The organism is Vibrio sp. 10N.261.54.A5, from assembly GCF_041471145.1.
GTDB classification, from domain to species: domain Bacteria; phylum Pseudomonadota; class Gammaproteobacteria; order Enterobacterales; family Vibrionaceae; genus Vibrio; species Vibrio crassostreae_C.
Window position 1 is genome coordinate 25,658 of the sequence record NZ_JBFRNU010000052.1, and the last position, 13,188, is coordinate 38,845.

Below are 13,188 nucleotides of genomic sequence, written 5' to 3' on the forward strand. Positions count from 1 at the left end.
CTTCTGATTGATGGCTGATTTAGAGGAAGCAATGGCAGGAAACAGTATCGGACAACACTTTCGAGTGACCACATTCGGAGAGAGTCACGGTATCGCACTAGGATGTATCGTAGACGGGTGCCCACCAGGATTAGAAATTACCGAAGAAGATCTGCAGAAAGATCTGGACCGTCGTCGTCCGGGCACTTCTCGCTATACAACGGCTCGTCGTGAAGCGGATGAAGTGAAAATCTTATCAGGTGTATTTGAAGGCCAAACTACGGGTACTTCTATTGGTCTATTGATTGAAAATACAGACCAACGCTCTAAAGACTATTCCGAAATTAAAGACAAGTTCCGCCCTGGCCACGCTGACTATACGTACCATCAAAAGTACGGTGTGCGTGATTACCGAGGTGGTGGTCGTTCTTCAGCTCGTGAAACTGCAATGCGTGTTGCTGCAGGTGCAATTGCGAAGAAATACCTAAAACAAGAATTTGGTGTTGAAATCCAAGCTTACCTTTCTCAAATGGGTGATATCTCAATTGATAAAGTGGATTGGAACGAGATTGAAAACAACGCTTTCTTCTGTCCAGATGCCGACAAAGTACCAGAATTTGATCAACTGATTCGTGACTTGCTAAAAGAAGGCAACTCGATCGGTGCGAAGATTCAAGTGGTTGCGACTAAAGTGCCAGTAGGCCTTGGTGAGCCAATCTTTGATCGTCTAGATGCTGACATCGCGCACGCTCTAATGAGCATTAACGCTGTGAAAGGTGTTGAGATTGGTGATGGCTTCGATGTTGTTAATCAACGCGGTAGTGAACACCGTGACCCATTAACTCCAGAAGGTTTCAGCAGCAATCATGCTGGCGGTATCTTAGGTGGTATCTCTACTGGTCAAGATATTGTGGCAAGCATTGCGCTTAAACCAACATCAAGCATCACTGTACCTGGTGACACAATCACGAAAGATGGTGAAGCAACGCAGCTAATCACGAAAGGTCGTCACGATCCATGTGTTGGCATCCGTGCGGTACCTATTGCAGAAGCAATGCTGGCTATCGTGCTGCTTGACCACTTGCTACGTCATCGTGGTCAAAACTTTGGTGTGACAACTGAAACACCACAAATCTAATTCTGCTTCTTTTTATTTAGAATAGAATTGGTAGAAACAAAAAAGGGTTGCTTCGTAATGAAGTAACCCTTTTTCACATTAGCAGGATTATTCGTCCGGTTAGCGACTATCGTCATTAAAGACAGCTAGCAGCTTAAGGCTCTTAATCCATTAATGCACTGAACTTTCAGGATCAAGCTGGAACGAAGGCAAACTCCATTTGAATCTTACAGCCGCCATGCGCAGCAAGTAACCAACTACAAGCGTCACAATTGTCGCCGTGACGTCGTTGATGCCAAGCTCAAGCAAACCTAGGTACAAACCTGAAGCGACAAGTGCGACAGAGGCATACAGCTCTTCATGTAACACCAATGGTGTTTGACGACAGATAAGGTCACGTAACAAACCACCAAAGACACCTGTCACTAATGCCGATACCATGCAAATCATCGGGTGCAGACCCATGGTCATCGCTACTTTGGTACCAATGATACTGAATACGATTAGGCCTAAGGCATCCAAGCGAATAAACAAACCTTTTAGCTTGATAACCCATTTCGCCAACCCGGTTGTAATAACACCTGCTATACAGGTGATGGCCAGATACTGAGGGTTTTCAACCCAACCTAAAGGGTAATGGCCAAGTAAGATATCGCGTACTGTACCGCCGCCAATTGCCGTTGCGCTCGCAACCAACATTACACCAAACCAATCCATTTTTTGTTTGCCTGCACTGAGAGCGCCGGTCATGGCTTCTGCCGTGATGCCAATGATATACAAAACACTTAGTAGCATTGCTGTAGCTCTATAATTTAGGTCTATAAACTCGAGTCTTATAGGCCTTAGGGATATAAAATGAAGCGCGAGTGTAGTAGTAAAAATGCTTGTTGACGAATGAATATTTGTACCGTGAATGGGCGTTTCAGATTAGCTAAACTAATCATTCACCTTAAAGTGGTGTAATCTGGGAATGGCAATCGATTGTCACTGCAAAGTATAATGGCGAACCCGATGTCATTACGCTTGATAGGGCTTTACCGAGCGCTGAAAAAAAAGCAAAATGCCCCAGTTATTTTTACTTAAATTTGATTTTATGACACACCAATACTCAGACATTATCGATATCTTCAATCAGACCTTTTTTGAAAGCTTTAATACCAAACTAGAGCTAGGGGCTGATGAGCCGATCTATTTGCCTGCTGATGATACTATCCCACACCATCGAATCGTGTTCGCACGTGGCTTTTACGCCTCTGCACTCCATGAGATCGCACACTGGTGCGTTGCTGGGCCTGAGCGTCGTTTACTGGAAGATTTTGGCTATTGGTATGAACCTGACGGTCGAACGGAATCGGTTCAAGCTGAGTTTGAAAAAGTAGAAATTCGCCCACAAGCGTATGAATGGATCATTGCGATGAGCGCAGGCTTTCCTTTTAATGTCAGCTGTGACAATCTACACGGCGATTTTGAGCCAGATCGTTTGGCCTTTATGAATAAAGTACATAGCGAAGTTATGGGTATCTTTGAAGTAGGCTTTCCGCCTCGCGTGAAAATGCTCTCTGAAGCATTACGCAGCTTCTACGATGTAGAACCTTTATGTGCTAGCCAATTTATTGTGAAATAAGAGAATATTATGATTATCGAATTTGAAGAAAAACTACTTGAAGTAATTGATGCTCGCATTGAAAACGCATCAGACGATGAACTGTTTGCTGGTGGTTACTTACGTGGTCATATTTCTCTTTCAGTGGCTTCATGTGAAGAAGAAGGCATTGAAGATGTGGCTGAAGTAAAAGCTCGTATTGAACAGAGCCTAGACGACGCTCGCTCTGAACTAACACCAGCAGACCGCACTATCGTTAATGACCTTTGGGTTGAGCTACAAAACCAAGCTTAATCTCGATGTATTAATACTATCCGCTCAGTCCCTTCCTTTCCCATTTTGCTGAGCGAACTGGTTTATTTGAGACTCGTTCGAAATTTTTGAATGAGTCCGTTCATTTCTTGTGATGGTTACATTTTCTTACTACGTTATTCTAATCCCACTTAACGGAATTACAGAAAGGTCACATCATGAAAGTTATCGCATTTGGCGCAAGCACAAGTTCTACCTCAATCAACAAAACACTAGCAACTTACGCAGCAAACTTGATTGAAGGTGCTGAAGTAAAAGTCCTAGACATCAACGATTACAATGTTCCTATGTTCAGTGAAGACACTGAAAAAGAGATTGGCCAAGCTGAAGGTGCTCAAGCATTCCTACGCGACCTAGCTGAAGCTGATGCGTTTGTTATCTCGTTCGCAGAACACAATGGTCACTACCCAGCAGCGTATAAAAACCTATTTGACTGGGCGACACGTATTGAGCGTTCAGTGTTTGGCGAGAAGCCGGCGGTTTACCTAGCGACTTCACCAGGCCCTGGCGGCGCACAAACGGTACTTGGCGCAGCGACAGGTTCTGCACCTTACTTCGGTGGAAACGTGCAAGCGTCAGTTTCAGTACCAAGCTTCTACGATAACTTTGATTTTGAATCTGGTTCTATCAGCAACGAAGAGATCGTTCTACAGATTAAAGACGCGGTTGCTAAGCTGTAAATACAGCTTCGTTTAGAACATCAGTTTAGAGCAACACGAATAACAAAAAGCCCGAGGGACACAATGAACTCGGGCTTTTTAGCTTTTAACTTATTAGTTTCAGATATTCAGAAATTTCAGATGTTCAAAATAGCTGAACTAGAAACTACGGCTTTGATTTAGAATGCTTGTCAGCAACCCATCCAGCCGTTAATGCCTTACCTTTACGCAGTCTGCGTACCCACATTCGACTTGGGTGAATCGCCTCAAGCACATCAACAGGCAAGGGCAGCGGATCGCCACAGATCTGTGATGCTAATACTTCAGCCAATAATGGTGCAGAGCTCAAACCACGTGAACCCAGTCCGATAAAGCAATAAAGGTTAGGGAAGCTTGTTACCGTTTCTACATCCTCAACCGAGTCACGCTGCGGGTTGAAGTTGTGGAGATCTTGGTACTGCTCCTTAATGGCTTCAAAGTCACCAACGTTTCCGACAAACGGAAGGTGGTCACGGCTTACGCTTCGGATACCTTGGCGCGCTAAGTTGTCACTGGTATCGACATCTTTTGTCCATGCTTGGTCTGGTAGTGACCCATGTAGGCGCTCGCCATTGTGCTGCTGAACCTCAATATCAAATTCTTGGTCGATATTGGTTTTGTCGTAGTTCGCACCAATACAGTGATGACCATTGTTGGGGTTCTGTGGCGTCAAATAGCCATCAAAGCACAACACGGTTTTTAGCTGGCTGAGATTTTCCGTGGTCGGAATATGGCTCACTTGGCCTTTAACCGGAGTCAGTGGTACTGGCTGAGTTTGTTCAAACTGAGTGAACTTGTGTCCGTTTGCGACAACTACTTGGTCGTGCTTGGTTTGAATCTCACCTTGAGGTGTATCCATCGTCAGTATCCATTGTTGTTCAGCTTCGAGCCACTCAAGTTGCGTTACTTGATGTTGATAGTGCGCGCTTACTTGGTTGTTCTCTTCTAACTTGCTAATCAAGCCTTGAGTCAGTTGCAGAGGGCTTAGCCAACCACCCAGCGGAAAGTAAACACTCTCTTTATCGACGGGTAAGCCAATCTTTTCGTTGGCTTGCTCTGGCGATAAACGCTGAATCAGGTCGGTGTGGAAGTTGCCTTCCAACATGCGGTTGAGCTTTTTAGTGGAGCCTTGATCCCACATCAAGATGTTCACGCCACACCAACTGTGATCAAATTGAATAGACTGAGCCGCTTGATTAATAAATTGACGAGCAAACAGTAATCCCGGGCCAAACACGCGAGACACGTTCGAGGTCGCTTCGCTTAATAGCGGGTAAATCGCACCTTGGTTGTTACCTGAGGCATTGCCCGCAGCTTGTGGATGTTCACAATAAAGGGTGATGTTTTTACCACGACGGCTTAGCGTTTTGGCTAATGCAGCACTGGCGACACCACCACCAATGATCGCAATGTCTTGGGATTCAGTGTGTTGAGCGAGGCCATACCAAGGTTTGATGTTGGTGTGAGCGTGCTTTTCGCCAAGTCGGCCGGCGATCATTTCTCGCTTAGTACCAAAGCCTTTGACCTTTTTCATTTCAAAGCCAGCTTCAATTAAGCCACGGCGAACAAAGCCAGCAGCGGTGAAGGTGGCGCAGCTACAATCTTGCTTAGCGAGCTTAGCCATGCCGTTGAATAGGTTTTGATTCCACATCTCTGGGTTCTTGCTCGGAGCAAAACCGTCTAAGAACCAAGCATTAACCAAACCTTCACGCGGGGTTGGTACGTTGGGCATGCAATCTTTAATATCGCCAAACCACAAATCAAGCGTGATTGCACCGTCGCCCAGCACAATGCGGTGACATTCAGGTAGAGCAATAGGGTAGTGTTCTTGGAGTTGCGTCGCATACTCGGCTAATTCTGGCCACGATTGGTGTGCTTTGATCAGATCCTCTTTATTTAAAGGATATTTTTCAAAACTGATGAAATGTAACTCTTTGGTCATCGCTTGTGGGTTATCTTTAAGAAAAGCATCGAACCATTGCCAAACTGCAAGAAAGTTCAAACCTGTGCCAAAGCCGGTTTCAGCAATCACAAAGCGGCGTTGTTCATGTTCAAGCCAACGCTCTGGAAGGTGGTTTTGCTTTAAAAAGACGTAGCGAGTTTCTTCTAAACCGTTAACATTGGAGAAGTAAACGTCGTCAAATTGGTCTGAAACTGGCGTGCCAGACTCATTCCATTCCAGTTCTGCATTAGTAATTGAAGTCATAAAATCTATCATTTTGTGATTTGAAGCGATATGTTGGTAGGGATTGTACGAATTTCTAGGAAAGCTGACCACTTTTGTTAGGCTTCTTAGTTATCATCTAGCTGAATTTAGAATTATAGGAATGTCACATGAAACGAGTCGTAATCACCGGTATGGGTATTGTTTCAAGTATCGGTAACAACGTCGAAGAAGTTTTAGCATCACTGAAAGAGGGTAAATCTGGTATTACCGCTTCAGAGCAGTTCAAGGAAAATGGCTTGCGCTCTCAAGTATGGGGTAACCTAAAAATGAACCCTGCTGACCATATCGATCGCAAAAAAATGCGCTTTATGGGTGATGCAGCGGCATTCGCTTATCTTTCAATGGAGCAAGCAATTGCTGATTCTGGCTTAACTGAAGATCAAGTATCTAATGACCGCACGGGTATCGTTGCGGGTTCAGGTGGTGCTTCATCTCTAAACCAAGTAAACGCGGTAGACATCATCCGTGAGAAAGGCGTGAAGCGCGTTGGTCCATACATGGTTCCACGTACAATGGCTTCTACGGTTTCTGCTTGTCTAGCAACTCCTTTCAAAATCCGTGGTGTGAACTACTCTATGAGCTCTGCATGTGCGACATCTGCACACTGTATTGGTCACGCAATGGAGCTTATCCAACTTGGTAAGCAAGACGTTGTATTCGCTGGTGGCGGTGAAGAACTGGATTGGTCTCTGACTATGATGTTCGACGCAATGGGCGCACTTTCTACTAAGTACAACGACACGCCAGAGCTGGCTTCTCGTACCTACGATGCAGACCGTGATGGTTTCGTTATCTCTGGTGGCGGCGGCATGTTAGTTATCGAAGAGCTTGAGCACGCTGTTGCTCGTGGCGCAAAAATCTACGGTGAAATCGTAGGCTACGGCGCAACTTCAGATGGCTACGACATGGTTGCTCCTTCTGGTGAAGGTGCGGTTCGTTGTATGAAGATGGCGATGCAAAACGTTGATGGCGTTGATTACGTGAACACTCACGGTACTTCAACTCCAGTTGGCGACGTTAAAGAGCTAGGCGCTATCCAAGAAGTTTTCTCTCAAGGTAATGGCGGTGGCAACAGCCCAGCAATCTCAGCAACTAAAGCGATGACAGGTCACGCTCTAGGTGCTGCTGGCGTACACGAAGCTATTTACTCAACGCTAATGCTAGATAACGGCTTTATCGCTCCAAGCATTAACGTTTCGAACCTAGACGAAGCTGCTGCTGGCCTAGACATCGTAACTGAAGCTCGTGATCAAGAGCTAACTACAGTTATGTCTAACAGTTTTGGTTTCGGCGGTACGAACGCAACGCTAGTAATCAAAAAGTACCAAGCTTAACTTAAGCTTGAGTTACAGAGACAAGGTTAATCGTTAAAGGGTTGCGCTAGTGCCGATTCAACACGCACAGGTCACCCAGTAATAATGACCATCAGAACAAAGTTTTTAGACGCAGGTTGGTAAACGTGTTTTTTGAACATAGTTTTTAAATCTGGGTTTAGAGATTGAAAGGTTTCCAGAGCTTGACCAGTACTGACTTTGGTTAGTACTGGTTGAACAGACGCAAGACTCTGTCTCCTGGAGAGCGAGATAGGATCCTTTTGTTCTGGATGTTTGCCCGATTGTTTATTCAATCGGGCATTTTTCGTTTTAGCCGTTTGATCTTGGGTGTTCACTCTGGTTTCGGTTCTTGTCTGCCAAGGTTAGGTGATTCAGTCCTTTATTTATAATGTATTCCAATTGCTACTCGACACCGTGTGTGGAATTTTGCACAATCATTTCAATTCACATTTAGGTCGATAGACCCCAACAAAAGTACTCGCCAAATGAAAATCTTAATCGACGAAAATATGCCTTACGCTGAAGCGCTTTTTAGCCAGCTAGGGGAAGTGACAATGAAGTCTGGTCGCACATTAACAGCTGACGACCTAGTTGACGTAGACGCATTGATGATTCGCTCTGTTACCAAGGTAAACGAGTCATTGATCAGCAAAGCCAATAAGCTGAAGTTTGTTGGTACTGCGACGGCTGGCATGGATCACGTTGACCAAGAGTTGATGAAAGAGCTTGGCATTTTCTTTACTGCGGCACCTGGTTGTAACAAGGTGGGTGTTGCTGAGTACGCGTTCAGTGCGATGATGGTGCTTGCGCAGCAACAAGGCTTTTCTGTTTTTGATAAAACGGTTGGTATTATCGGCTGTGGTCAAGTGGGCAGTTACTTAGCGAAGTGCCTTGAAGGTATTGGTATCAAAGTTCTGCTGAACGACCCTCTAAAACAGCAAGAGGGTGATACTCGCGAATTTACTGAGTTAGAGACTTTGCTTGAACAATCAGACGTTATTACATTACACACGCCAATCACTAAGACGGGTGAGTATCCAACGCATCACTTGATCAGTGAGCAAGTGCTGAACAACTTACGTGCTGATCAAATCCTGATTAATGCAGCTCGCGGTCCTGTGGTTGATAACCAAGCGCTAAAAGCTCGCCTGCAAAAAGCCGATGGTTTCACTGCAGTGCTTGATGTGTTTGAGTTTGAACCTGAAGTCGACTTTGAGCTTCTTCCGTTACTCGCTTTTGCAACGCCTCACGTAGCGGGCTACGGTTTAGAAGGTAAAGCGCGTGGTACCACGATGATCTTCAACAGTTATTGTGAATTTTTAGGTACTGAACAGCGTGCGTATGCAAGCGACTTATTGCCGACAGCGCCTGTACCTCAAATGAAATTAGATAGAGCTTGGGATGAAGCAACACTGCACAATTTGACTCAGTTGATCTATGATGTGCGCAAAGACGACGCCTTATTCCGTCGCAATATCGTTACGCCGGGTTCTTTTGACAAGATGCGTAAAGAATATTGGGACCGCAGAGAGTACAGTGCAGTCGAGTTAACGGGCGACGAATCTTGTAATTTAACGCCGTTATCTAAACTCGGTTTTATGGTAAAGCCAACTTTATAAAAGAGAGAAACAATGAGCCAAGAATTTAATATTGCTATTTTAGGTGCGACTGGTGCGGTTGGTGAAACCATTCTTGAAGTACTTAAAGAGCGTAAATTCCCTGTCGGTGAAATGCACTTACTAGCAAGTGAACGTAGTGAAGGCAAAACTTCCCGTTTTAACGGCAAAACAATACAAGTACAAAACGTAGAAGACTTCGATTGGTCTCAAGTACATATTGCGTTTTTCTCTGCAGGTAGCGAGCTTTCAGAGCGTTGGGCTCCAATTGCGGCTGATGAAGGTGTGGTTGTCATCGATAACACATCACGCTTCCGTTACGAATACGATGTTCCTCTGGTTGTGCCTGAAGTGAACCCTGAAGCGATTGCTGAGTTCCGTAACCGTAACATCATCGCGAACCCTAACTGCTCGACTATCCAAATGGTAGTAGCGCTAAAACCAATTCACGATGAAGTGGGCCTTGAGCGTATTAACGTTTCAACTTACCAATCTGTGTCTGGTGCAGGTAAGCCAGGTATCGATGAGCTAGCGGGTCAAACGGCTAAGCTTCTTAACGGTATGCCAGCTGAAAACTCAGCGTTCTCACAACAAATCGCTTTCAACTGTATTCCTCAAATCGATGAATTTACAGAGAACGGCTACACGCGTGAAGAGATGAAGATGGTTTGGGAAACTCAAAAAATCTTTGCTGACTCTTCAATCACAGTGAACCCGACTTGTGTCCGCGTACCAGTATTTTACGGTCACGCAGAATCTCTACACATTGAAACTCGCGCACCAATCGGTGCAGAGCAAGTGGTTCAGCTTCTAGAGAACACAGAAGGTGTTGAAGTATTCCAAGCGCTAGACTTCCCAACTCAAGTTCGTGATGCAGGTGGTAAAGACCACGTAATGGTTGGTCGTATTCGTAACGACATCAGCCATCACAGTGGCGTAAACATGTGGGTTGTCGCTGATAACGTTCGTAAAGGCGCAGCAACAAACGCAGTTCAAATCGCTGAAGTTCTGATTCGCGATTACTTCTAAGCTTTATTGCTTTGATAAAAAAGCCTCACTCTTTAGTGGGGCTTTTTTAATCGATTAAAAATATTGTTAGTCAAATTGTGTGAAATTGCTGCGAATATTGTTGCTGCAACACATTTTTTGTTTTCATCTCTATAGTTTTACGTCATTTATCCGATATATTTAATAGATCATCACTTTTCCGAATTTAAGCACCTAGCTGAGCCTTTTATGTTTCAAATTTTCAAGCCGTGGTTAATGCCTTTTGCCTTTATCATTGCGACTCAGATTTCCGTTGTTCGTGCAGATTCCATTCGAGTTGTAGGGCCTAATGGCCAGATACAATCAGCGCCTACGTTTTCAGAACCACTTCAAAGAGCGCAATCAAATAGCGCTGAGCCTTCACGTTTCTATGGTCCAACTCGCGGCTCAGAAACATTGTGGTCTATTGCCTCAAAGTTACGCCCTGATAACTCCGTTTCAGTCCAACAAACTCTGTTGGCTATTTATCGCTTAAACCCACAAGCGTTTGAAAACCAGAATATCCATAGCCTGCTGCCTGCGAGCAATCTACGCGTGCCTTCTTTAGAGCAAGCACGTGCAAGCTCGACGCAGCAAGCTATCAACATCATGAACTCACATCTTGCTAAGCTTGATGCTCCTGCAAGTAAGCCTGTCGCTTCAAAACCCAAAGCGCCGAGTTCTGATGCAAAAAATGTTACTCCTGCTAAGCAAGTAAGCACTACTGAAATTGCTAAAAAGCCATTGTCTCCAACTCAATCATCTCTAGCTCAATCTGCACCAACCCAAGAGATGAACAAGTTAGAGAAGCAGCTAGAGCTTTCAGAAACTGAACTGCTGTCACTTGAAGAGAAAAATCACCAACTTCGTTTGATGTTATCGAATGTTCAATCGGAAGTGGATGAGCTAAAAACAGAGCTCAGTGATGAAGACCGCATTCGTAGCGAAGTGGAAAAGCTGCTTGATGAAGAGCGCAGAAAGAACGCCGAAATTGAAAAGATGGCACCAAGTGTCATGGACGAACTGTTATCGAATGGTTGGTTAGTGGCGGCTCTTGCGATTATTCCAGGTCTGCTCATTGGTTTGATCGTTGTGATGCTGTTAGGCCGTCGTTCTAAAAATGCTGAGCAACAGCAGACGACTCAAGAACAACCGCTCCAGCCAGAACCAAGTACCGTTGCACCTATTACATTGGGCGACGAGATGGACGACCTTAACGAGCTGTCTTTAGATGATGACTTGTTTGGTACGGAAGATGACGCCAACAAGCTGTTTGACGATCAAGCGCTAGCCGAAGAGGATGATGTCTTTGCTGGTTTAGATGAATCTGATCTCGATTTCAATCTAGATGGTGAAGACGATGACCCATTTGCTAGCATTGGCGAAAACGGTGATTTAGACACCAACTTCGACGATCTAGATTTAGACAGCAGCAACGGCATTAGTGTTAATGGCGAAGAGAAAGCGCTTGGCCTTGAAGAGATGGAACGTGCGCTAGACAAAACAGCGGAAAGCGCCGTCGATACTGATGATGTCGACTTTGATCTTTCTGATGATAACGCAATGTCTGCTGATGACATTGAAGCTTTACTATCTCAAGAGCCTGAAACTGAAGATCTCGGTTCCAACGAGCTAGACCAATCTTTATTAGATGATCTGTTTGCTCTTGATGACGAAGATGGCGACAGCTTCGATATTGATGCTCTGATTTCGGAAGAGCAAAGTGATTCGCCTTCTAGCACTGAAACACCAGCAAGCGATGATTTTGACATCGATGCGCTTATCTCTGAGCAACAAAGTGAGACTAAGCCTGTTGATTTGAGCAATGACGATTTTGATATTGATGCTCTAATCTCTGAACAACAGTCCCCTGAGCCAGTTTCACCGACAGCGAATGATGATATTGATGACATCTTTGCCCAAGTTGCTGCTCAGAACGATCAAGCGAATGACCCTTTCAACCTCGATAGCGACGATGAGATTGCCACTAACCTAAACAGTGGTTTGGCGTCTGATGATGATATCGAAAACATTCTGTCTCAGTTCGATAAGCCCATCGTAAATGAAGAACCTCAAGACAGCGTTGATCTGCTTGATGAGCAACTGGCAGGCGATGACGTAGACCTAAGTAACTCGACAGACCTTCTTGATGAGATGCTAGGGGACGATTCGGATGATGAGTCTGAAAGCGAACCTCTTGGCTTTGATTCTCTGTCTGAGCTTGAAGAGCTTTCTGGTTTATCGACCGATGATGACCTCAACATCGCAGAAGACAGCACGGAAACCTTGGATGAATTAATAGGTGACTCTGACGAGGATGATTTCGAACTCGACGCCGAAAGTACCGACTTATTGGATGATTTCCTTGATAGTGAATTGTCAGATGATGAGCTTTTAGCGGATGCATCAAAATCAGAATCTCTAGACCCATTTGATGACTTACTGACAAGTGGCATTGAAGACGAGCTTGAATCTGAAGATAAGACGTTTGATAAAGAGTTAGACGCAGCCTTTGGTTTGGACAACGCCAATGAGGAGCCTGAAAAGGACTCAGACGTTGAGCTTACTCCGTTAACCTCTGAAGGTGAGCCTGAGCAAGATCCGGACATTAGTGAAACACCACAACCTGAAGTCGTTACTGATGAATCGTTAGATTCTGAAATGACTCAAGAAAGTTCTGACATTAAGCCAGAAAATGATGAAGCCTTTAATCGTGATGGTTTTATCGATGATTTGTTCGGTGTCGCACCGGCAACGGATGCTTTGCTTGATGACTCGCTAGAAACAACAGACGAAGCGTTGATTGATGAGTTAATGACTTCTGATGACAATGATTTGTTGCCAGCAATAGAAGAGCCTGTTGAACCATCAATTGACAATACGGTTGAACCAGAGCAAGCGTCTCTTTTAGACAGCGACGAAGTATCAGCACAAGAAACCGCATCATCGGTTGAAGATGATGAACTGGATATCGACTCGCTGTTATCTGAGAATTCTGATTTTGACAAACCAGATTTTGAAGAGCGAGTTAAAGAAGAAACCGCACAACAAGAACCAGAGCCGAAAGAAGCCGACGTACAAGAGCAAGCTTCGCCATCGTCTTTGAACGATATCTCTGAAGATGAAGAAGAAACGGTTGAAGACTGGTTAGCTGAAGCCATCGACGATGTAGAGTCGCCAGCGAACATTGACTCTGATTTTGACTTTGAACCGAAAATCCAAGGTAGCGATCAGCTTGAAGATGTCGTTGAATCCTTGCCAGAGCCAGAGCCAGAG

The 13,188-nt window shown here is 44.8% G+C and carries 10 protein-coding genes; 8 read left to right on the forward strand and 2 right to left on the reverse strand.

Annotated features, from left to right (window positions below; translation table 11 throughout):
• The first annotated feature begins 31 nt into the window (after nt 1–31).
• On the forward strand, nt 32–1,117 hold the full coding sequence (gene aroC, locus AB4329_RS15985; protein WP_029235357.1) for a chorismate synthase: 1,086 nt from the start codon (nt 32–34) through the stop codon (nt 1,115–1,117).
• A 150-nt stretch (nt 1,118–1,267) separates the two neighbouring features.
• On the opposite strand, the gene AB4329_RS15990 is transcribed toward aroC, so the two are convergent.
• Nucleotides 1,268–1,891, reverse strand: coding sequence for a trimeric intracellular cation channel family protein (locus tag AB4329_RS15990; protein WP_017062358.1), 624 nt, complete (start codon nt 1,889–1,891; stop codon nt 1,268–1,270).
• A 298-nt stretch (nt 1,892–2,189) separates the two neighbouring features.
• Here AB4329_RS15990 and AB4329_RS15995 point away from each other — a divergent pair, with 298 nt between their 5' ends.
• The 3 genes from AB4329_RS15995 (at nt 2,190) to AB4329_RS16005 (ending at nt 3,691) form a co-directional block, all read left to right on the forward strand.
• Nucleotides 2,190–2,720 (forward strand): elongation factor P hydroxylase, encoded by a 531-nt coding sequence (locus AB4329_RS15995; RefSeq protein WP_017063424.1) that lies wholly within the window; start codon nt 2,190–2,192, stop codon nt 2,718–2,720.
• Between the two features lie 9 nt (nt 2,721–2,729).
• Entirely contained in the window at nt 2,730–2,993 is a 264-nt protein-coding gene (locus AB4329_RS16000) for a YfcL family protein (protein WP_017063425.1), read from the forward strand.
• Between the two features lie 176 nt (nt 2,994–3,169).
• Nucleotides 3,170–3,691, forward strand: a complete 522-nt coding sequence (locus AB4329_RS16005) for an NADPH-dependent FMN reductase (RefSeq protein ID WP_017062355.1) — start codon at nt 3,170–3,172, stop codon at nt 3,689–3,691.
• A 145-nt stretch (nt 3,692–3,836) separates the two neighbouring features.
• Here the strand turns inward: AB4329_RS16005 and mnmC are convergent, their stop codons facing one another.
• A complete protein-coding gene (gene mnmC / locus AB4329_RS16010) occupies nt 3,837–5,915 on the reverse strand; it encodes a bifunctional tRNA (5-methylaminomethyl-2-thiouridine)(34)-methyltransferase MnmD/FAD-dependent 5-carboxymethylaminomethyl-2-thiouridine(34) oxidoreductase MnmC (protein WP_372138732.1) in 2,079 nt (692 codons plus the stop codon).
• A 128-nt stretch (nt 5,916–6,043) separates the two neighbouring features.
• Between mnmC and fabB the strand changes: the two genes are divergently transcribed.
• The 4 genes from fabB to AB4329_RS16030 all read left to right on the forward strand — a co-directional run.
• Nucleotides 6,044–7,270 carry a beta-ketoacyl-ACP synthase I gene (gene fabB, locus AB4329_RS16015; RefSeq protein ID WP_017070308.1) on the forward strand — a complete coding sequence of 409 codons (1,227 nt, stop codon included), beginning with the start codon at nt 6,044–6,046 and terminating at the stop codon, nt 7,268–7,270.
• Nucleotides 7,271–7,755: 485 nt separating this feature from the next.
• A complete protein-coding gene (locus AB4329_RS16020; RefSeq protein WP_372138734.1) occupies nt 7,756–8,889 on the forward strand; it encodes a 4-phosphoerythronate dehydrogenase in 1,134 nt (377 codons plus the stop codon).
• A 12-nt stretch (nt 8,890–8,901) separates the two neighbouring features.
• Nucleotides 8,902–9,915, forward strand: coding sequence for an aspartate-semialdehyde dehydrogenase (locus tag AB4329_RS16025; protein ID WP_017062350.1), 1,014 nt, complete (start codon nt 8,902–8,904; stop codon nt 9,913–9,915).
• 207 nt (nt 9,916–10,122) lie between these two features.
• Nucleotides 10,123–13,188: FimV/HubP family polar landmark protein (locus AB4329_RS16030; RefSeq protein WP_372138736.1), on the forward strand; the 3,066-nt coding region annotated here is incomplete at its 3' end.